This window comes from Escherichia sp. WS33 (assembly GCF_046486385.1).
Taxonomy (GTDB): domain Bacteria; phylum Pseudomonadota; class Gammaproteobacteria; order Enterobacterales; family Enterobacteriaceae; genus ECMA0423.
Genome location: NZ_JBJQLJ010000002.1, coordinates 139,093 through 159,100 on the forward strand (window position 1 = coordinate 139,093; position 20,008 = coordinate 159,100).

Consider the following 20,008-nt stretch of genomic DNA (forward strand, 5'->3'; position numbering starts at 1 on the left):
TATGTCAATTAAAACAATTAAGTATTTCTCAACAATCATTGTAGCGATAGTTGCGGTTCTTGCCGGATGGTGGCTGTGGAATTATTACATGCAATCTCCGTGGACACGCGACGGGAAAATACGCGCAGAAAAGGTTTCTATCACCCCACAGGTGTCGGGACGTATTGTTGAGCTGAATATAAAAGACAACCAACTGGTTAACGCGGGGGATCTTCTGCTCACGATCGATAAAACGCCCTTTCAGATCGCCGAGCTGAACGCACAGGCTCAGCTGGCGAAAGCGCAATCTGACCTCGCAAAAGCCAATAACGAAGCGAATCGTCGTCGTCATCTCTCACAAAATTTTATTTCTGCCGAAGAACTCGATACCGCTAACCTCAATGTTAAAGCGATGCAGGCCAGTGTTAATGCCGCACAGGCCACGCTGAAACAGACACAATGGCAACTGGCGCAAACGGAAATTCGCGCCCCGGTGAGTGGTTGGGTGACTAACCTCACTACCCGCATCGGCGATTACGCTGACACCGGGAAACCGCTGTTTGCCCTTGTCGACAGCCACTCGTTTTACGTCATTGGTTATTTTGAAGAAACCAAGTTGCGCCATATCCGCGAAGGTGCACCAGCACAAATTACCCTCTATAGTGATAACAAAACGTTACGGGGTCACGTTTCCAGTATCGGTCGGGCGATTTATGATCAAAGCGTTGAAAGTGACTCAAGCCTTATTCCGGATGTGAAACCTAACGTCCCCTGGGTTCGTCTCGCCCAACGCGTTCCCGTCCGCTTTGCGCTGGATAAAGTTCCAGGCGATGTCACGCTGGTGTCGGGCACCACCTGTAGCATTGCCGTAGGTCAATAATGAACGCATCGTCATGGTCCTTGCGCAATTTGCCCTGGTTCAAGGCCACGCTGGCGCAATGGCGTTATGCGTTACGCAATACCATTGCCATGTGTCTGGCGCTGACGGTTGCCTATTATTTGAATCTGGATGAACCCTATTGGGCGATGACCTCGGCTGCAGTGGTTAGCTTTCCCACCGTTGGCGGTGTCATCAGCAAAAGCCTCGGACGCATCGCTGGCAGTTTACTGGGAGCCATTGCGGCACTGCTTCTTGCCGGGCATACGCTCAATGAGCCGTGGTTTTTTCTATTGAGCATGTCGGCGTGGCTTGGCTTTTGTACCTGGGCCTGTGCGCACTTCACGAATAACGTCGCGTATGCATTTCAACTGGCGGGCTACACGGCTGCCATCATCGCCTTTCCGATGGTTAATATTACTGAGGCCAGCCAGCTGTGGGATATCGCTCAGGCGCGCGTTTGCGAGGTGATAGTCGGTATTTTGTGCGGCGGAATGATGATGATGATCCTGCCTAGCAGTTCCGATGCTACAGCCCTTTTAACCGCATTGAAAAACATGCACGCCCGATTACTGGAACATGCCAGTTTACTCTGGCAGCCTGAAACAAACGATGCCATTCGTGCAGCACATGAGGGGGTGATTGGGCAGATACTGACCATGAATTTGCTGCGTATCCAGGCTTTCTGGAGCCACTATCGTTTTCGCCAGCAAAACGCGCGCCTTAATGCGCTACTCCACCAGCAATTACGTATGACCAGTGTCATCTCCAGCCTGCGACGTATGTTGCTCAACTGGCCCTCACCGCCAGGTGCCACGCGAGAAATTCTCGAACAATTGCTGACGGCGCTCGCCAGTTCGCAAACAGATGCTTACACCGTCGCACGTATTATCGCCCCGCTACGCCCGACCAACGTCGCCGACTACCGGCACGTCGCCTTCTGGCAGCGACTACGTTATTTTTGCCGCCTTTATCTGCAAAGTAGTCAGGAATTACATCGTCTGCAAAGCGGTGTAGATGATCATGCCAGACTCGCACGGACATCCGCTCTGGCTCGTCATACCGACAACGCCGAAGCTATGTGGAGCGGGCTGCGTACATTTTGTACGTTGATGATGATTGGCGCATGGAGTATTGCATCGCAATGGGATGCCGGTGCCAATGCATTAACGCTGGCAGCAATTAGCTGCGTACTCTACTCCGCCGTCGCAGCACCGTTTAAGTCGTTGTCACTGCTGATGCGCACGCTGGTGTTACTTTCGCTATTCAGCTTTGTGGTCAAATTTGGCCTGATGGTCCAGATTAGCGATCTGTGGCAATTTTTACTGTTTCTCTTTCCACTGCTGGCGACAATGCAGCTTCTTAAATTGCAGATGCCCAAATTTGCCGCACTGTGGGGGCAACTGATTGTTTTTATGGGTTCGTTTATCGCTGTCACTAATCCCCCGGTGTATGATTTTGCTGATTTTCTTAACGATAATCTGGCAAAAATCGTTGGCGTTGCGCTGGCTTGGCTAGCGTTCGCCATTCTGCGTCCAGGATCGGATGCTCGTAAAAGCCGCCGCCATATTCGCGCGCTGCGCCGGGATTTTGTCGATCAGCTAAGCCGCCATCCAACACTGAGTGAAAGCGAATTTGAATCGCTCACTTATCATCACGTCAGTCAGTTGAGTAACAGCCAGGATGCGCTGGCTCGCCGTTGGTTATTACGCTGGGGTGTAGTGCTGCTGAACTGTTCTCATGTTGTCTGGCAATTGCGCGACTGGGAATCGCGTTCCGATCCGTTATCGCGAGTACGGGATAACTGTATTTCACTGTTGCGGGGAGTGATGAGTGAGCGTGGCGTTCAGCAAAAATCACTGGCGGCCACACTTGAAGAATTACAGCGGATTTGCGACAGCCTTGCCCGTCATCATCAACCTGCCGCCCGTGAGCTGGCGGCAATTGTCTGGCGGCTGTACTGCTCGCTTTCGCAACTTGAGCAAGCACCACCGCAAGGTACGCTGGCCTCGTAATTACTTAATTACACCACAGGCATAGCGTTCACCGCCACCGCCCAGCGGTTTAGGTTGATCGGACATATTATCGCCGCCAACGTGGACCATCAGCGCTTTGTCTTTGATTTCATCCAGTGATTTCAGACGAGGCGCGATGACGGCATCGGTAGCTTTGCCGTCATTATTGACGACCAGTGCAGGCAGATCGCCTAAATGCCCGGCACCTTCTGGCCCTTCATGTTTACCGGTATTTTGTGGATCAAGATGCCCGCCTGCGGATTCCGCGGCGCTGGCTTTGCCATCTTTGGTGGCTGGCTGGCAGCTTCCTTTGGCATGAATATGGAAGCCATGTTCACCGGGGGGTAATGCTTTCAGATCGGGCGAAAACTCCAGACCTTTATCGGTTTCAGTAATGGTGACGCTACCAATTGACTGCCCTACCCCTTGCGACGTGACGAGGTTCATCTCGACTTTTTCACTGGCAGCTTGTGCGCCGGTTGCAACAACCAGCGCCAGAATAGCCAGACTAAAACGTTTCATAGGACCTCCGTTCATTGTGCATTCCTGAATAAGTGTAAACCAGTGACACATTTTTGAACGGCGGCTATTCCTAAAAGTGCTTACGGTACGTCGTACCCCAGTGCCGCTTTACGGATACGAAACCATTGTTGACGGGTCATTTTCAGTGTTTCTGCTTCGACAGCTGCCCGTACGCGCTCAATTTTACCTGAACCGATAATTGGCAGCGGCTGCGATGGTAAACGTAATACCCAGGCGTAAACCACCTGTTCAATCGAGCCCGCGTTTAACTCCTCTGCCACCACAGCCAGTTCATCACGCAGCTGCTGGAAATAATCATCATTAAACAGACGACCACCACCAAGGCAGGACCACGCCATCGGACGAACACGCAGTTGTTGTAGTTGGTCGAGCGTGCCATCCAGCAGTAACGGCTGATGCACCGGGGATATTTCCACCTGATTAGTGGCAAGGGTAAACGGCAGACGTGATTGCAACAGGGCAAATTGCGCAGGCGTAAAGTTCGATACGCCAAAATGACGCACTTTGCCGCTCTGATGCAGATGTTTGAACGCGTCCGCCACTTCATCGGCATCCATTAACGGGTCTGGTCGGTGGATTAACAGCAGATCCAGATGATCGGTCGCGAGATTAATTAGCGACTGTTCGGCGCTCTTAATGATGTGATCGCGGTCAGTGATGTAATGACCAATGACGTTTTCTTCACGCGCGGTCGTCGCGATACCGCATTTACTGACGATTTCCATCCGTTCACGCAGGTGAGGTGCCAGTTTCAGTGCCTCGCCAAACGCCGCTTCGCACTGATAGCCACCATAAATATCAGCATGGTCCACGGTGGTCACGCCGAGATCCAGATGCTCTTCAATAAAACTGACCAGCTGGCGGGCGGACATATTCCAGTCCATCAATCGCCAGTAGCCCATCACAAAACGGGAAAACTCCGGGCCTTGCGGCGCAATAGTAATACGCTGAACCATAATCGCTTCCTCTTATCAGATATGAGAGGAGTATACGCAAGATTAGGTTCAAAAGAGTGATGGTTGCTCCGGTTCGTCTGATGACGCTGGCTTATTTGCGCGTAATTTGCGCATTAATCGCTGCCGACAAAGGCGCAGCACCTCTTGTTTTTCGCCATCGCTCATTTTATTCCAGTTAAAACGCTCATCCCGACTACGAAAACAGCCGCGACAAAACCCGCGTTCGTCAGACTGGCAAATTCCCCGGCACGGGCTCTGGACGGGAAAGAACTCTAATTGCTCCGCCACTTCGCCCTCCTCAGATAAGATTATTACCATTATTGAAGCTGTTAATGTCCAAAGTAGCAACTTTGCTTGCACTAGACCGACTGGTCTACTACACTCCAACGCATGAACAAACACACCGAACATGATACTCGCGAACATCTCCTGGCGACGGGCGAGCAACTTTGCCTGCAACGTGGATTCACCGGGATGGGGCTAAGCGAATTACTAAAAACCGCTGAAGTGCCGAAAGGGTCCTTCTATCACTACTTTCGCTCTAAAGAAGCGTTTGGCGTTGCCATGCTTGAGCGTCATTACGCCGCATATCACCAGCGACTGACTGAGTTGCTGCAATCCGGCGAAGGTAACTACCGCGACCGCATACTGGCTTATTACCAGCAAACACTGAACCAGTTTTGCCAACATGGAACCATCAGTGGTTGCCTGACAGTAAAACTCTCTGCCGAAGTGTGCGATCTGTCAGAAGATATGCGCAGCGCGATGGATAAAGGTGCTCGCGGCGTGATCGCCCTGCTCTCTCAGGCGCTGGAAAATGGCCGTGAGAACCATTGTTTAACCTTTTGTGGCGAACCGCTACAACAGGCACAAGTGCTTTACGCACTATGGCTGGGTGCGAATCTGCAGGCCAAAATTTCGCGCAGTTTCGAGCCACTGGAAAACGCGCTGGCCCATGTAAAAAACATTATTGCGACGCCTGCCGTTTAGCAGGCATTTTTTATCACCAGACGACCGGGAGCCTTTATGTCATCTGAAAAACTGTATTCCCCACTGAAAGTGGGCGCGATCACGGCGGCAAACCGTATTTTTATGGCACCGCTGACGCGTCTGCGCAGTATTGAACCGGGTGACATTCCTACCCCGTTGATGGCGGAATACTATCGCCAACGTGCCAGTGCCGGTTTGATTATTAGTGAAGCCACGCAAATTTCTGCCCAGGCAAAAGGATATGCAGGTGCGCCTGGCATCCATAGTCCGGAGCAAATTGCCGCATGGAAAAAAATCACCGCTGGCGTTCATGCTGAAAATGGTCATATGGCCGTGCAGCTGTGGCACACCGGACGCATTTCTCACGCCAGCCTGCAACCTGGCGGTCAGGCACCGGTAGCGCCTTCAGCACTTAGCGCGGGAACACGTACTTCTCTGCGCGATGAAAATGGTCAGGCGATCCGTGTTGAAACATCCATGCCGCGTGCGCTTGAACTGGAAGAGATTCCAGGTATCGTCAATGATTTCCGTCAGGCCATTGCTAACGCGCGTGAAGCCGGTTTTGATCTGGTAGAGCTCCACTCTGCTCACGGTTATTTGCTGCATCAGTTCCTTTCTCCTTCTTCAAACCATCGTACCGATCAGTACGGCGGCAGCGTGGAAAATCGCGCACGTCTGGTACTGGAAGTGGTCGATGCCGGGATTGAAGAATGGGGTGCCGATCGCATTGGCATTCGCATTTCGCCAATCGGTACTTTCCAGAACACGGATAACGGCCCGAATGAAGAAGCCGATGCACTGTATCTGATTGAACAACTGGGTAAACGCGGCATTGCTTATCTGCATATGTCAGAACCAGATTGGGCGGGGGGTGAACCGTATACTGATGCGTTCCGCGAAAAAGTACGCGCCCGTTTCCACGGTCCGATTATCGGCGCAGGTGCATACACAGTAGAAAAAGCTGAAACGCTGATCGGCAAAGGGTTAATTGATGCGGTGGCATTTGGTCGTGACTGGATTGCGAACCCGGATCTGGTCGCCCGCTTGCAGCGCAAAGCTGAGCTTAACCCACAGCGTGCCGAAAGTTTCTACGGTGGCGGCGCGGAAGGCTATACCGATTACCCGACGTTGTAATCCAACATTGCGAGCGGCGTAAAGCCGCCGCTATACTAAAACAACATTTTGAATCTGTTAGCCATTTTGAGGATAAAAAGATGCGTCTTCTTCATACCATGCTGCGCGTTGGCGATCTGCAACGCTCCATCGATTTTTATACCAAAGTGCTGGGCATGAAACTGCTGCGTACCAGCGAAAACCCGGAATACAAATACTCACTGGCGTTTGTTGGCTACGGCCCGGAAACCGAAGAAGCGGTGATTGAACTGACCTACAACTGGGGCGTGGATAAATACGAACTCGGCACTGCTTATGGTCACATCGCGCTTAGCGTAGATAACGCCGCTGAAGCGTGCGAAAAAATCCGTCAAAACGGGGGTAACGTGACCCGTGAAGCGGGTCCGGTAAAAGGCGGTACTACGGTTATCGCGTTTGTGGAAGATCCGGACGGTTACAAAATTGAGTTAATCGAAGAGAAAGACGCCGGTCGCGGTCTGGGCAACTAATCTCCTGCCGGGCGTGAACTCATCGCGCCCGCATCTTTACTGCATCGACAAGTAATATTTGTCATAATGCGCGCTGCAATTTATCCGTATTAAGAGAATCAGATGTCCGATAACGCTCAACTTACCGGTCTGTGCGACCGTTTTCGTGGTTTTTATCCTGTTGTGATCGATGTTGAAACAGCCGGATTTAACGCCAAAACCGATGCGCTGCTTGAGATTGCCGCCATCACCCTGAAAATGGATGAACAAGGCTGGCTGATGCCGGACACCACATTACATTTCCACGTCGAACCATTTGTCGGCGCAAATTTGCAGCCAGAGGCCCTCGCCTTCAACGGCATTGACCCGAACGATCCCGATCGCGGCGCGGTCAGCGAATACGAGGCGCTGCACGAAATTTTTAAAGTTGTACGTAAAGGTATTAAAGCGAGCGGCTGTAACCGCGCCATTATGGTGGCGCACAATGCCAATTTTGATCACAGCTTTATGATGGCCGCCGCAGAACGCGCCTCACTGAAACGTAACCCGTTCCACCCTTTCGCCACTTTTGACACTGCTGCACTGGCCGGGCTGGCACTCGGACAAACCGTATTGTCAAAGGCTTGCCAGACCGCTGGCATGGACTTCGACAGCACCCAGGCGCACTCCGCGCTGTACGACACCGAACGCACTGCTGTGCTGTTTTGTGAAATCGTCAACCGCTGGAAACGTCTGGGAGGCTGGCCGCTACCTGCCGCCGAAGAGGTGTAATCGAGTCGATGCCTGATGACATGCAATGATTCAGGCATCTATAGTGAGGCTATTCCACGCATCCTGCATGATATTCACGGGGAATAGCGTTAATGGCAGATAATCCAGACCCTTCATCGCTCCTGCCGGACGTGTTTTCACCGGCGACCCGCGACTGGTTTCTTCGCGCCTTTAAACAGCCGACCGCTGTCCAGTCGCAAACCTGGCATGTGGCGGCGCGAAGCGAACATGCGCTGGTGATTGCACCGACCGGCTCCGGGAAAACGCTGGCAGCATTTCTCTACGCCCTCGATCGGCTCTTCCGCGAAGGCGGCGAAGATACCCGCGAGGCGCATAAGCGTAAAACCTCACGCATCCTCTATATTTCACCGATAAAAGCTCTGGGCACCGACGTTCAGCGCAACTTGCAGCTCCCGTTGAAGGGTATTGCCGATGAACGGCGGCGGCGCGGCGAAACGGAAGTCAATCTTCGCGTAGGGATCCGTACTGGCGATACGCCTGCACAGGAACGCAGCAAACTCACCCGTAATCCGCCGGATATTCTGATCACCACACCCGAATCACTCTATCTGATGCTGACCTCCCGCGCGCGCGAAACGCTACGCGGCGTCGAAACGGTAATTATTGATGAAGTCCACGCGGTAGCGGGCAGTAAACGTGGTGCGCATCTGGCGTTAAGTCTGGAGCGGCTCGATGCGCTGCTCCACACCTCAGCACAGCGAATTGGCCTTTCTGCCACTGTGCGCTCAGCCAGCGATGTGGCAGCATTTCTTGGTGGCGATCGCCCGGTTACGGTAGTCAACCCGCCCGCAATGCGCCATCCGCAGATACGAATTGTCGTACCGGTCGCCAATATGGATGATGTCTCATCGGTCGCCAGCAGCACCGGCGAAGACAGCCATGCCGGCCGGGAAGGCTCCATCTGGCCATATATTGAAACGGGTATCCTTGATGAAGTGTTGCGCCATCGCTCGACCATTGTCTTTACTAATTCACGTGGGCTGGCGGAAAAACTGACGGCACGATTAAATGAGCTTTACGCCGCACGCTTACAGCGTTCCCCGTCTATCGCCGTTGATGCGGCCCATTTCGAGTCGACCTCCGGCGCAACCTCTAACCGTGTACAAAGTAGCGACGTTTTTATTGCCCGCTCACACCACGGCTCCGTCTCTAAAGAACAACGAGCAATCACCGAGCAGGCGCTGAAATCGGGTGAGTTACGCTGCGTGGTCGCAACCTCCAGTCTCGAACTGGGGATTGATATGGGCGCAGTGGATCTGGTGATTCAGGTGGCAACGCCGCTTTCTGTTGCCAGTGGGTTACAACGCATTGGTCGCGCCGGACATCAGGTTGGCGGTGTATCTAAAGGGCTGTTTTTCCCTCGTACCCGGCGTGACTTAGTCGATTCCGCAGTCATTGTAGAGTGTATGTTCGCAGGCAGGCTGGAAAACCTGACACCGCCGCATAATCCACTCGACGTCCTTGCGCAGCAAACCGTTGCCGCCGCGGCGATGGAGGCATTACAGGTAGACGAATGGTACTCCCGCGTACGCCGTGCCGCACCGTGGAAAGATCTGCCAAGACGTGTTTTTGACGCCACGCTGGATATGCTTTCCGGGCGCTATCCCTCTGGCGATTTTTCTGCTTTTCGCCCCAAACTGGTCTGGAACAGGGAGACCGGGATATTGACCGCCCGACCTGGCGCTCAATTGTTGGCGGTTACCAGCGGCGGCACCATTCCGGATCGTGGCATGTATAGCGTGTTATTACCCGAAGGTGAAGAAAAGGCCGGTTCGCGGCGGGTGGGTGAACTGGATGAGGAGATGGTATATGAGTCGCGGGTGAACGACATTATCACTCTCGGCGCTACCTCATGGCGGATCCAGCAAATCACCCGCGATCAGGTGATTGTGACTCCTGCTCCGGGTCGTTCTGCCCGGCTCCCCTTCTGGCGTGGTGAAGGTAACGGACGTCCGGCTGAATTAGGCGAGATGATCGGCGATTTTCTTCATTTGCTGGCGGATGGCGCGTTCTTTTCCGGGACTATTCCCCCGTGGCTGGCAGAAGAAAATACGAACGCCAATATTCAGGGGTTGATTGACGAGCAACGCAACGCGACGGGCATCGTTCCGGGGAGTCGCCATCTGGTCCTCGAACGGTGCCGTGATGAAATTGGCGACTGGCGTATTATTTTGCACTCTCCCTATGGAAGACGGGTGCATGAACCCTGGGCGCTGGCGATTACCGGGCGAATACATGCCCTATGGGGCGCTGACGCGTCTGTGGTCGCCAGTGATGACGGCATTGTTGCGCGCATTCCTGACACTGATGGTAAATTGCCCGACGCCGCGATTTTTTTGTTTGAACCAGAAAAGTTGCTGCAAATTGTCCGCGAGGCGGTAGGCAGCTCGGCACTTTTCGCCGCCCGTTTTCGCGAATGCGCCGCGCGGGCATTATTAATGCCGGGGCGCACTCCGGGCCATCGCACCCCGCTTTGGCAACAACGGCTGCGCGCCAGTCAGTTGCTGGAAATCGCTCAGGGATATCCGGATTTTCCGGTCATTCTCGAAACCCTGCGCGAATGTCTGCAAGATGTTTATGATCTTCCCGCACTGGAACGTTTGATGCGTCGCCTGAACGGTGGCGAAATTCAAATATCCGATGTAACGACCACTACGCCCTCGCCTTTCGCCACAAGTTTATTGTTCGGCTATGTCGCGGAATTTATGTACCAGAGCGACGCCCCGCTGGCAGAGCGCCGGGCATCCGTACTGTCGCTGGACAGCGAGTTACTGCGCAATCTACTCGGACAGGTCGATCCGGGGGAATTACTCGACCCGCAGGTCATTCGCCAGGTGGAAGAAGAGTTGCAACGACTGGCTCCTGGCAGAAGAGCGAAAGGTGAAGAAGGATTGTTCGACCTGCTGCGCGAACTGGGGCCAATGACCGTTGAAGACCTGGCGCAACGGCATACAGGCAGCAGTGAAGAGGTTGCGTCGTATCTGGAAAATCTTCTTGCAGTAAAACGAATCTTCCCAGCGATGATTAGCGGACAGGAGCGTCTTGCCTGTATGGATGATGCCGCCAGGCTGCGTGATGCCCTCGGCGTACGACTACCAGAGTCATTGCCAGAGATTTATTTACATAGAGTCAGTTACCCGCTTCGCGACCTCTTTCTGCGCTATCTCCGGGCTCATGCTCTGGTCACGGCTGAACAACTGGCTCATGAGTTTAGTCTCGGTATTGCCATTGTCGAAGAGCAGCTTCAGCAACTGCGTGAACAGGGTCTGGTGATGAATCTGCAACAAGACATCTGGGTGAGCGATGAAGTATTTCGTCGTCTGCGTTTGCGCTCGCTGCAAGCCGCCAGAGAAGCGACGCGTCCCGTTGCAGCCACGACCTATGCGCGATTGCTGCTGGAACGTCAGGGCGTATTACCCGCCACCGATGGTAGCCCGGCGCTCTTTGCCTCAACATCGCCAGGCGTTTATGAGGGCGTAGATGGCGTGATGCGGGTGATCGAACAGCTTGCCGGAGTCGGTTTACCCGCCTCACTCTGGGAAAGCCAGATCCTGCCTGCCCGCGTACGCGACTATTCGTCAGAAATGCTCGATGAATTACTGGCAACCGGTGCAGTTATCTGGTCGGGGCAAAAAAAACTGGGTGAAGATGACGGCCTGGTGGCACTGCATCTACAGGAATATGCTGCAGAATCGTTCACTCCCGCCGAAGCGGATCAGGCGAATCGTTCGGCGCTGCAACAAGCGATAGTCGCTGTTCTGGCTGACGGAGGAGCCTGGTTTGCACAACAAATCAGCCAACGGATACGCGACAAAATCGGCGAATCGGTTGATCTCTCTGCCCTGCAAGAGGCGTTATGGGCGCTGGTCTGGCAAGGCGTCATCACCAGCGACATTTGGGCACCGTTACGCGCCCTCACCCGCAGCAGTTCCAACGCACGCACCTCAACTCGCCGCAGTCACCGGGCTCGTCGTGGACGTCCTGTCTATGCGCAACCCGTCTCGCCGCTGGTATCTTACAACACACCAAATCTGGCTGGACGCTGGTCGTTATTGCAGGTGGAGCCACTAAACGATACCGAAAGGATGCTGGCGCTGGCGGAAAATATGCTCGACCGCTACGGCATCATCAGTCGTCAGGCGGTGATAGCCGAAAATATCCCTGGCGGGTTTCCATCGATGCAAACGCTTTGTCGAAGTATGGAAGACTCCGGGCGAATTATGCGAGGTCGTTTTGTAGAAGGTCTGGGTGGCGCGCAATTCGCTGAACGTCTGACTATTGACCGATTGCGCGATCTGGCGACACAAGCCACGCAAACGCGCCACTATACACCAGTGGCGCTCTCTGCCAACGATCCGGCTAATGTGTGGGGAAATCTTCTGCCCTGGCCTGCACATCCGGCAACGCTGGTTCCAACGCGTCGGGCGGGTGCGCTGGTGGTCGTTTCTGGCGGCAAATTGTTACTCTATCTGGCGCAAGGTGGCAAAAAAATGCTGGTCTGGCAGGAAAAAGAGGAATTACTCGCCCCAGAGGTTTTCCACGCGCTGACTACCGCACTGCGTCGCGAACCACGGCTGCGCTTTACGCTAACAGAAGTGAATGATCTACCGGTCCGGCAAACGCCGATGTTTACGCTGCTGCGTGAGGCGGGATTTTCAAGTTCGCCACAAGGGCTGGATTGGGGATAGAGAAAGGACTGACGGATGCCCGTTCGCATCCGTCAGTATTGCAGGACGGATTATTCCGCGTCCGGCTCTTCAGACTTGTATTTAGCGGCAGTTTCTTTGATCAGCTGCTGCAGTTCGCCACGCTGATACATTTCGATCACGATATCACAACCGCCGACCAGCTCGCCGTCAACCCACAGTTGCGGGAAGGTCGGCCAGTTAGCATATTTCGGCAGTTCCGCACGAATGTCCGGATTCTGCAGAATATCAACATAGGCAAAACGTTCGCCACATGCGGCAAGCGCCTGGACTGCCTGGGCAGAGAAACCGCAGCTCGGCAGTTTCGGTGAACCTTTCATGTACAGCAGGATCGGGTTTTCAGCAATCTGGCGTTGGATTTTTTCGATAGTGGTGCTCATTGTCTTGCTTCCTCAAACTTCTTTACGGCAGTAATCTGACATTGTAGCGGGTCAGTGCGGCATCGGAAAATAACATTTTCATCACGCTTTTGCTATTTTATCCCTTTGCTCTATTTGTTGCATTTCAAATATTCGTTTCTTCTCTGATGCGCGGCAAACTGGCGTATTTATAACCATTTTTAGCTTTCACTGCTGCATTTTTTTGCGCTCGCCAACGAAACGTATTTTTTAACAATAAAAGCTATTAACTTTCTCTTCTTCTATGCATTAGAATCATCAAGTTTTGTAAATCAGACGCAGGCATGATAGACCTGCCTTAACAGAGGGACGCTCAGTGGCGCGGATAAACCGTATTTCGATCACGCTCTGTGCTTTACTTTTTACCACCCTGCCTTTAACGCCTATGGCCCATGCTTCAAAGCAAGCCAGGGAGAGTTCTGCTACCACTCATATCACCAAAAAAGCAGATAAAAAGAAAAGCACGGCAACCACCAAAAAGACCCAGAAAACAGCGAAAAAAGCCGCCAGTAAAAGTACGACCAAAAGCAAAACCGCTTCTTCCGTTAAAAAATCTTCCATTACCGCTTCTAAAAACGCCAAAACTCGCAGCAAACACGCCGTCAATAAAACGGCCTCAGCCAGCTTTACCGAAAAGTGTACCAAACGTAAGGGCTATAAATCGCATTGTGTGAAAGTCAAAAATGCCGCGTCAGGAACTCTTGCCGACGCGCACAAAGCGAAGGTGCAAAAAGCTACGAAAGTGGCAATGAATAAACTGATGCAGCAAATTGGTAAGCCATATCGTTGGGGTGGCAGCTCACCGCGTACCGGTTTTGATTGCAGCGGCCTGGTTTATTACGCTTATAAAGATTTGGTGAAAATTCGTATTCCGCGTACGGCGAATGAAATGTATCACCTGCGTGATGCAGCGCCAATCGAACGTAGTGAACTGAAAAACGGCGACCTGGTCTTTTTCCGTACTCAGGGACGCGGCACAGCCGATCATGTCGGCGTGTATGTCGGCAACGGCAAATTTATTCAGTCACCGCGCACAGGTCAGGAAATTCAAATCACTTCTCTCAGTGAAGACTACTGGCAGCGCCACTATGTTGGCGCTCGTCGGGTAATGACCCCAAAAACACTTCGCTAAAACTTTACCCTGTTGTTACGGCAACAGGGTAAGTTCATCTTTTGTCTCACCTTTTAATTTGCTACCCTATCCATACGCACAATAAGGCTATTGTACGTATGCAAATTAATAATAAAGGAGAGTAGCAATGTCATTCGAATTACCTGCACTACCATATGCTAAAGATGCTCTGGCACCGCACATTTCTGCGGAAACTATCGAGTATCACTACGGCAAGCATCATCAGACTTATGTCACTAACCTGAACAACCTGATTAAAGGTACCGCGTTTGAAGGTAAATCACTGGAAGAGATTATTCGCAGCTCTGAAGGTGGCGTATTCAACAACGCAGCTCAGGTCTGGAACCATACTTTCTACTGGAACTGCCTGGCACCGAACGCCGGTGGCGAACCGACTGGAAAAGTCGCTGAAGCTATCGCCGCATCTTTTGGCAGCTTTGCCGATTTCAAAGCGCAGTTTACTGATGCAGCGATCAAAAACTTTGGTTCTGGCTGGACCTGGCTGGTGAAAAACAGCGATGGCAAACTGGCTATCGTTTCAACCTCTAACGCGGGTACTCCGCTGACCACCGATGCGACTCCGCTGCTGACCGTTGATGTCTGGGAACACGCTTATTACATCGACTATCGCAATGCACGTCCTGGCTATCTGGAGCACTTCTGGGCGCTGGTGAACTGGGAATTCGTAGCGAAAAATCTCGCTGCATAATAACTGATGGCAAATGCAGCATTGCCTGATGCGCTTCGCTTACCATGCCAACGCGGATGAGGCGTTAACAGCGCATTCGGCAAGATAAATCGCACGTTGTCAGCAACTGTAACGCAGAAGGTTATCCTTCTGCGTTTTTGTTTAATTAGCTGTTAGCAACGCAAACTGTTTCAGGTTGTTTTCTGGCTGACATAAACACCAGCAATAATGCCAGTCCCGCGACAATCGCTCCCATCACCGGCACAAAGCTGTATCCCAGCCCAGCGGAAATTACCGCACCACCAGCAGCTGCTCCCAGCGCATTTCCAAGATTAAAGGCACCAATATTGACTGATGAAGACAGACCCGGCGCTTCACTGGCGACACGCATCACGCGCATCTGTAACGGCGGTACGACCGCAAAGGTTGCTGCGCCCCACACCACCATGCTAATAGCTGCGCCGAACTCATTGCGGGCCAGGAACGGGATTGCCAGCATAATCACCATCAACAACAACAAAAAGCCTTTCAACGTGCCGTTAACTGAACGATCTGCCAGTTTGCCGCCGAGATAGTTACCGATAGAGAATCCGACACCAATCAGCACCAGCATTGCCGTGACGAACACTGGTGTTGCGTGGGTAATACTTTGTAGTACCGGAGAGATATAGGTGTAGAGAGTAAACATTGCACCAGCTCCCAGTACCGTCGTCAGCAATGCAGACAGCACCTGCGGACGCATTAATACCGCCAGCTCTTTTTTCACTTCAGGTCGTGCCCCTGCACCACCTTTAGGTAATGAGAAGAACAGACTTACCATTGAAATCACTCCCAGCCCCGCCGTTGCCAGAAATGACATCCGCCAGCCGATGGTTTCACCCAACCAGGTCGCCGCCGGCACGCCACCGATATTTGCCAGGGTTAACCCCATAAACATAGTGGCAACTGCGCTGGCCTGTTTATGTTTTGGCACCACGCTTGCGGCCACGACTGAACCCAAACCAAAAAATGCTCCGTGATTCAGGCTGGTCAAAATGCGTGAAAGCATCAGGGTCATATAATCCGGCGCGATGGCGGAAAGTACGTTGCCGAGCGTGAAAATTGCCATCAGGAAAATCAACGCACTGCGGCGGGCACGATGAGAAAGTAGAAGCGTCATCAGCGGCGCGCCAACCATTACGCCAACTGCATAGGCACTGATTAACATTCCGGCAGCGGGAATCGAGACATCCACACCGCGCGCAATGACGGGCAACAAACCCATTGGCGAGAACTCCGTTGTCCCGATACCAAACGCGCCAATCGCCAGCGCCAGCAACGGATAGTTAATTTTCATGCCTTATCTCCACCTCTTCGCGTCATTACGCGATATTCATTAAAGTGGCGAAAGCATGACAGCAATCACAAAAAAATGAAAATAACAAAAAGAGAAAACACTTTTGCCATTTTGCTAACAAACAGGAAGGAGATGCGAGGGAGAACGCGCTCCCTCGAGAGGAAATCAGTGCAGCGCGGCAGTCAAACCCACGGCTACGATCAAACCGAGGACGATAATCGTTGTTACCAGTGAAAATTTAAGGTCGGTGCTCATCAAGTTTTCTCCTTTTTTATTACCACACAAAAAGTGATATTACGCATTTTTACACACTGTGATGAAAAAATCTCCCGTCATTTATAATGATAAGTGTTTTTACCACTTCCCCTTTTCGTCAAGATCGGCCAAAATTCCACGCTTACACTATTTGCGTACTGGCCATTGACCCCTTCCTGACGCTCCGTGTCGTTTTTCCGGCGTACCGCAACACTTTTGTTGTGCGTAAGGTGTGTAAAGGCAAACGTTTACCTTGCGATTTTGCAGGAGCTGAAGTTAGGGTCTGGAGTGAAATGGAATGGCAACAATAAAAGATGTAGCGAAACGAGCAAACGTTTCCACTACAACTGTGTCACACGTAATCAACAAAACACGTTTCGTCGCTGAAGAAACGCGCAACGCCGTGTGGGCAGCGATTAAAGAATTACACTACTCCCCTAGCGCGGTGGCGCGTAGCCTGAAGGTTAACCACACCAAGTCTATCGGTTTGCTGGCGACCAGCAGCGAAGCGGCCTATTTTGCCGAGATCATTGAAGCGGTTGAAAAAAATTGCTTCCAGAAAGGTTACACCCTGATTCTGGGTAATGCGTGGAACAATCTTGAGAAACAGCGGGCTTATCTGTCGATGATGGCGCAAAAACGCGTCGATGGTCTGCTGGTGATGTGTTCTGAGTACCCAGAGCCGTTGCTGGCGATGCTGGAAGAGTATCGCCATATCCCAATGGTGGTGATGGACTGGGGTGAAGCAAAAGCTGACTTCACCGATGCGGTCATTGATAACGCGTTCGAAGGCGGCTACATGGCCGGGCGTTATCTGATTGAACGCGGTCACCGCGAAATCGGCGTCATCCCTGGCCCGCTGGAACGTAACACCGGCGCAGGCCGCCTTGCCGGTTTTATGAAGGCGATGGAAGAAGCGATGATCAAGGTGCCGGAAAGCTGGATTGTTCAGGGTGACTTTGAACCCGAATCTGGTTATCGCGCCATGCAGCAAATACTGTCGCAGCCGCATCGCCCTACTGCCGTCTTCTGTGGTGGCGATATCATGGCAATGGGCGCACTTTGTGCTGCTGATGAAATGGGTCTGCGCGTCCCGCAGGATGTTTCGCTGATCGGTTATGATAACGTGCGCAACGCCCGCTATTTTACGCCGGCGCTGACCACGATCCACCAGCCAAAAGATTCGCTGGGTGAAACAGCGTTCAACATGCTGTTGGATCGTATCGTCAACAAACGTGAAGAACCGCAGTCCATTGAAGTGCATCCGCGCTTGATTGAACGCCGCTCCGTGGCTGACGGCCCGTTCCGCGACTATCGTCGTTAATCACCCGTTGCGGGAGTCTCTTCCGGCTCCCGCAGCCACTCCTTATTCAGCGTCTCACTATCGCCGAGATACTCAAGCAGCCAGGTTAACGCAGGCGACATATCATTTTGCTGCCATGTCAGACAACATGCCGAATCCGGGAAGGGGTTTTCCAATTCAAGTGCTACCCACTTCCCCTCATTAAGCCACGGTTTGGCGAAATGTGTTGGCACCATCCCTATGCATAATCCTGCCGAGATACAGGTTGCCGATGATTCCCAGTCAGGCACGACAACTCTTTTTTGGTTATCCAGCAACCAGGTAATACGTTTAGGTAGCGTTCGCGAGGTGTCTTCGCGCACCAACGACGGCCAGTTGCGCAACGTATCATCGCTGAATGGGCCATCCATCAACGCCAGCGGGTGGTGGCTGGCAACAACGCAACTCCAGCTTAGCATCCCCATATCCCGGAAGGCATAACGACCGCCTACCGGAATCGCGCGTGTTGCGCCAATCGCCAGTTCCACGCGCCCGTCGGAAAGCGCATCCCAGACACCGTTGAACACTTCCTGAAAGACAAGAAGTTCTACATCATCAAAATGGCGATAAAAATCAACGATCATCTGCCGTGTACGTTCTGGCCTGACAATATTATCCACTGCGATAGCTAACTGACCGCGCCAGCCGTTCGCTATCTGCTGACATTGCTGGCGGGTGATCTGCATTTTTTTGACAACAGAGCGCCCTTCTTTGAGAAACCACGCTCCAGCAGCGGTCAGCTCCACATCACGGTGCCGTCGTTCAAAGAGCGGCACCGCCAGCCACTCTTCCAGCTGACGCACGGTATAGCTGACCGCAGAAGGAACGCGATGCAGCTCCTGTGCCGCAGCGCTAAAACTACCATTACGCGCTACCGCATCAACAACTTCGAGTGAATATTCTGACCACATAGTCTGCCTGCAAAATTTTTGAAACCAGTCATCAAATATTACCGTTTCACAACACTAATTTCACTCCCTACACTTTGCGGCGGTGTTTAATTGAGAGATTTAGAGAATATACATGCAACCTGGGAAAAGATTTTTAGTCTGGCTGGCGGGTTTGAGCGTACTCGGTTTTCTGGCAACCGATATGTATCTGCCTGCTTTCGCCGCCATACAGGCCGACCTGCAAACGCCTGCGTCTGCTGTCAGTGCCAGCCTTAGTCTGTTCCTTGCCGGTTTTGCCGCAGCCCAGCTTCTGTGGGGGCCACTCTCCGACCGTTATGGTCGTAAACCGGTGTTATTAATCGGCCTGACAATTTTTGCGTTAGGTAGTCTGGGGATGCTGTGGGTAGAAAACGCCGCTACGCTGCTGGTATTGCGTTTTGTACAGGCTGTGGGTGTCTGCGCCGCGGCGGTTATCTGGCAAGCGTTAGTGACGGATTATTATCCTTCACAGAAAGTTAACCGAATTTTTGCGACCATCATGCCGCTGGTGGGTCTATCTCCGGCCCTGGCTCCTCTGTTAGGAAGCTGGCTGCTGGTCCATTTTTCCTGGCAGGCGATTTTCGCCACCCTGTTTGCCATTACCGTGGTGCTGATTCTGCCTATTTTCTGGCTCAAACCCACGACGAAGGCCCGTAACAATAGTCAGGATGGTCTGACCTTTACCGACCTGCTACGTTCTAAAACCTATCGCGGCAACGTGCTGATATACGCGGCCTGTTCAGCCAGTTTTTTTGCATGGCTGACCGGTTCACCGTTCATCCTTAGTGAAATGGGCTACAGCCCGGCAGTTATTGGTTTAAGTTATGTCCCGCAAACTATCGCGTTTCTGATTGGTGGTTATGGCTGTCGCGCCGCGCTGCAGAAATGGCAAGGCAAGCAGTTATTACCGTGGTTGCTGGTGCTGTTTGCAGTCAGCGTCATTGCGACCTGGGCTGCAGGCTTCATTAGCCATGTGTCGCTGGTCGAAATCCTGATCCCATTCTGTGTGATGGCGATTGCCAATGGCGCGATCTACCCGATTGTTGTCGCCCAGGCGCTGCGTCCCTTCCCACACGCAACTGGTCGCGCCGCAGCGTTGCAGAACACTCTACAACTGGGTCTGTGCTTCCTCGCAAGTCTGGTAGTTTCCTGGCTGATCAGTATCAGCACGCCATTGCTCACCACCACCAGCGTGATGTTATCAACAGTAGTGCTGGTCGCTCTGGGTTACATGATGCAACGTTGTGAAGAAGTTGACTGCCAGAATCATGGCAATGCCGAAGTCGCTCATAGCGAATCACACTGATCTATATCGATATACTTATACTTAGGCTGCTAACAAAATTTTGTTGTATGATTGAAATTAGCGGCCTATACTAATTTCGAGTTGTTAAAGCTACGATAAATATTATGTTTTTACGGGGACAGGATCGTTCCCGACTCACTATGGATGGTCATTTCGGCAAGGG

General features: G+C 52.5%; 18 protein-coding genes. 11 read left to right on the plus strand and 7 right to left on the minus strand.

The window, feature by feature from the left end:
- Window position 1 precedes the first annotated feature (1 nt).
- Together ACJHXA_RS02740 and ACJHXA_RS02745 are read left to right on the plus strand one after the other, a co-directional pair.
- Entirely contained in the window at window positions 2-859 is an 858-nt protein-coding gene (locus tag ACJHXA_RS02740; RefSeq protein ID WP_001296942.1) for an HlyD family secretion protein, read from the plus strand.
- Entirely contained in the window at window positions 859-2,871 is a 2,013-nt protein-coding gene (locus ACJHXA_RS02745) for an FUSC family protein (protein WP_000994280.1), read from the plus strand. Before ACJHXA_RS02740 ends, ACJHXA_RS02745 begins: the two co-directional genes overlap by 1 nt.
- Here ACJHXA_RS02745 and sodC read toward each other — a convergent pair whose 3' ends face one another.
- From sodC to ACJHXA_RS02760, 3 genes are all read right to left on the minus strand, one after another.
- Window positions 2,872-3,393 (minus strand): superoxide dismutase [Cu-Zn] SodC, encoded by a 522-nt coding sequence (gene sodC, locus ACJHXA_RS02750; RefSeq protein WP_001296937.1) that lies wholly within the window; start codon window positions 3,391-3,393, stop codon window positions 2,872-2,874. It abuts the gene before it with no gap.
- Window positions 3,394-3,473: 80 nt separating this feature from the next.
- The gene (locus ACJHXA_RS02755; protein ID WP_000250661.1) at window positions 3,474-4,370 is read right to left on the minus strand and encodes an aldo/keto reductase family oxidoreductase; all 897 of its coding nucleotides are present in this window, start codon (window positions 4,368-4,370) and stop codon (window positions 3,474-3,476) included.
- Between the two features lie 48 nt (window positions 4,371-4,418).
- The gene (locus tag ACJHXA_RS02760; RefSeq protein WP_000840481.1) at window positions 4,419-4,658 is read right to left on the minus strand and encodes a DUF1289 domain-containing protein; all 240 of its coding nucleotides are present in this window, start codon (window positions 4,656-4,658) and stop codon (window positions 4,419-4,421) included.
- Window positions 4,659-4,760: 102 nt separating this feature from the next.
- Here ACJHXA_RS02760 and nemR point away from each other — a divergent pair, with 102 nt between their 5' ends.
- From nemR to ACJHXA_RS02785, 5 genes are all read left to right on the plus strand, one after another.
- On the plus strand, window positions 4,761-5,360 hold the full coding sequence (gene nemR, locus ACJHXA_RS02765) for a DNA-binding transcriptional regulator NemR (protein WP_001032936.1): 600 nt from the start codon (window positions 4,761-4,763) through the stop codon (window positions 5,358-5,360).
- A gap of 36 nt (window positions 5,361-5,396) precedes the next feature.
- Window positions 5,397-6,494, plus strand: a complete 1,098-nt coding sequence (gene nemA / locus ACJHXA_RS02770; RefSeq protein WP_000093582.1) for an N-ethylmaleimide reductase — start codon at window positions 5,397-5,399, stop codon at window positions 6,492-6,494.
- A gap of 80 nt (window positions 6,495-6,574) precedes the next feature.
- Window positions 6,575-6,982, plus strand: coding sequence for a lactoylglutathione lyase (gene gloA, locus ACJHXA_RS02775; protein ID WP_001237796.1), 408 nt, complete (start codon window positions 6,575-6,577; stop codon window positions 6,980-6,982).
- Window positions 6,983-7,084: 102 nt separating this feature from the next.
- On the plus strand, window positions 7,085-7,732 hold the full coding sequence (rnt, locus tag ACJHXA_RS02780; RefSeq protein ID WP_001282281.1) for a ribonuclease T: 648 nt from the start codon (window positions 7,085-7,087) through the stop codon (window positions 7,730-7,732).
- Between the two features lie 92 nt (window positions 7,733-7,824).
- Window positions 7,825-12,441, plus strand: a complete 4,617-nt coding sequence (locus ACJHXA_RS02785; protein WP_001347925.1) for an ATP-dependent helicase — start codon at window positions 7,825-7,827, stop codon at window positions 12,439-12,441.
- A gap of 50 nt (window positions 12,442-12,491) precedes the next feature.
- Here ACJHXA_RS02785 and grxD read toward each other — a convergent pair whose 3' ends face one another.
- A complete protein-coding gene (gene grxD, locus ACJHXA_RS02790) occupies window positions 12,492-12,839 on the minus strand; it encodes a monothiol glutaredoxin 4 (RefSeq protein ID WP_000108172.1) in 348 nt (115 codons plus the stop codon).
- Between the two features lie 334 nt (window positions 12,840-13,173).
- Between grxD and mepH the strand changes: the two genes are divergently transcribed.
- Together mepH and sodB are read left to right on the plus strand one after the other, a co-directional pair.
- A complete protein-coding gene (mepH, locus tag ACJHXA_RS02795; RefSeq protein ID WP_000101193.1) occupies window positions 13,174-13,989 on the plus strand; it encodes a peptidoglycan DD-endopeptidase MepH in 816 nt (271 codons plus the stop codon).
- Window positions 13,990-14,116: 127 nt separating this feature from the next.
- The gene (gene sodB / locus ACJHXA_RS02800; protein ID WP_000007283.1) at window positions 14,117-14,698 is read left to right on the plus strand and encodes a superoxide dismutase [Fe]; all 582 of its coding nucleotides are present in this window, start codon (window positions 14,117-14,119) and stop codon (window positions 14,696-14,698) included.
- Between the two features lie 145 nt (window positions 14,699-14,843).
- Here the strand turns inward: sodB and ACJHXA_RS02805 are convergent, their stop codons facing one another.
- Together ACJHXA_RS02805 and cydH are read right to left on the minus strand one after the other, a co-directional pair.
- Window positions 14,844-16,013, minus strand: coding sequence for an MFS transporter (locus tag ACJHXA_RS02805; protein WP_000701040.1), 1,170 nt, complete (start codon window positions 16,011-16,013; stop codon window positions 14,844-14,846).
- A gap of 165 nt (window positions 16,014-16,178) precedes the next feature.
- Window positions 16,179-16,268: a cytochrome bd-I accessory subunit CydH gene (gene cydH, locus ACJHXA_RS02810; protein ID WP_000102278.1), complete on the minus strand. Its 90-nt coding sequence runs from the start codon at window positions 16,266-16,268 to the stop codon at window positions 16,179-16,181.
- A gap of 298 nt (window positions 16,269-16,566) precedes the next feature.
- Between cydH and purR the strand changes: the two genes are divergently transcribed.
- Window positions 16,567-17,592 (plus strand): HTH-type transcriptional repressor PurR, encoded by a 1,026-nt coding sequence (purR, locus tag ACJHXA_RS02815; protein WP_000190982.1) that lies wholly within the window; start codon window positions 16,567-16,569, stop codon window positions 17,590-17,592.
- Here the strand turns inward: purR and punR are convergent.
- Window positions 17,589-18,521 (minus strand): DNA-binding transcriptional activator PunR, encoded by a 933-nt coding sequence (punR, locus tag ACJHXA_RS02820; RefSeq protein WP_000269501.1) that lies wholly within the window; start codon window positions 18,519-18,521, stop codon window positions 17,589-17,591. The two genes, purR and punR, sit on opposite strands and share 4 nt — an antisense overlap.
- Window positions 18,522-18,633: 112 nt before the next feature.
- Between punR and punC the strand changes: the two genes are divergently transcribed.
- The gene (punC, locus tag ACJHXA_RS02825; protein WP_001182362.1) at window positions 18,634-19,845 is read left to right on the plus strand and encodes a purine nucleoside transporter PunC; all 1,212 of its coding nucleotides are present in this window, start codon (window positions 18,634-18,636) and stop codon (window positions 19,843-19,845) included.
- The last annotated feature ends 163 nt before the right edge of the window (window positions 19,846-20,008 follow it).

Excerpts from the sequence above, each read along its gene's own strand:
- ACJHXA_RS02785 (WP_001347925.1), top strand. The coding sequence starts at position 7,825 with ATGGCAGATAATCCAGACCCTTCATCGCTCCTGCCGGACGTGTTTTCA.
- cydH (WP_000102278.1), bottom strand. The coding sequence starts at position 16,268 with ATGAGCACCGACCTTAAATTTTCACTGGTAACAACGATTATCGTCCTC.
- ACJHXA_RS02755 (WP_000250661.1), bottom strand. The coding sequence starts at position 4,370 with ATGGTTCAGCGTATTACTATTGCGCCGCAAGGCCCGGAGTTTTCCCGT.
- ACJHXA_RS02740 (WP_001296942.1), top strand. The coding sequence starts at position 2 with ATGTCAATTAAAACAATTAAGTATTTCTCAACAATCATTGTAGCGATA.
- grxD (WP_000108172.1), bottom strand. The coding sequence starts at position 12,839 with ATGAGCACCACTATCGAAAAAATCCAACGCCAGATTGCTGAAAACCCG.
- sodB (WP_000007283.1), top strand. The coding sequence starts at position 14,117 with ATGTCATTCGAATTACCTGCACTACCATATGCTAAAGATGCTCTGGCA.
- punR (WP_000269501.1), bottom strand. The coding sequence starts at position 18,521 with ATGTGGTCAGAATATTCACTCGAAGTTGTTGATGCGGTAGCGCGTAAT.
- punC (WP_001182362.1), top strand. The coding sequence starts at position 18,634 with ATGCAACCTGGGAAAAGATTTTTAGTCTGGCTGGCGGGTTTGAGCGTA.
- nemA (WP_000093582.1), top strand. The coding sequence starts at position 5,397 with ATGTCATCTGAAAAACTGTATTCCCCACTGAAAGTGGGCGCGATCACG.
- sodC (WP_001296937.1), bottom strand. The coding sequence starts at position 3,393 with ATGAAACGTTTTAGTCTGGCTATTCTGGCGCTGGTTGTTGCAACCGGC.
- gloA (WP_001237796.1), top strand. The coding sequence starts at position 6,575 with ATGCGTCTTCTTCATACCATGCTGCGCGTTGGCGATCTGCAACGCTCC.
- rnt (WP_001282281.1), top strand. The coding sequence starts at position 7,085 with ATGTCCGATAACGCTCAACTTACCGGTCTGTGCGACCGTTTTCGTGGT.
- ACJHXA_RS02805 (WP_000701040.1), bottom strand. The coding sequence starts at position 16,013 with ATGAAAATTAACTATCCGTTGCTGGCGCTGGCGATTGGCGCGTTTGGT.
- nemR (WP_001032936.1), top strand. The coding sequence starts at position 4,761 with ATGAACAAACACACCGAACATGATACTCGCGAACATCTCCTGGCGACG.
- purR (WP_000190982.1), top strand. The coding sequence starts at position 16,567 with ATGGCAACAATAAAAGATGTAGCGAAACGAGCAAACGTTTCCACTACA.
- ACJHXA_RS02745 (WP_000994280.1), top strand. The coding sequence starts at position 859 with ATGAACGCATCGTCATGGTCCTTGCGCAATTTGCCCTGGTTCAAGGCC.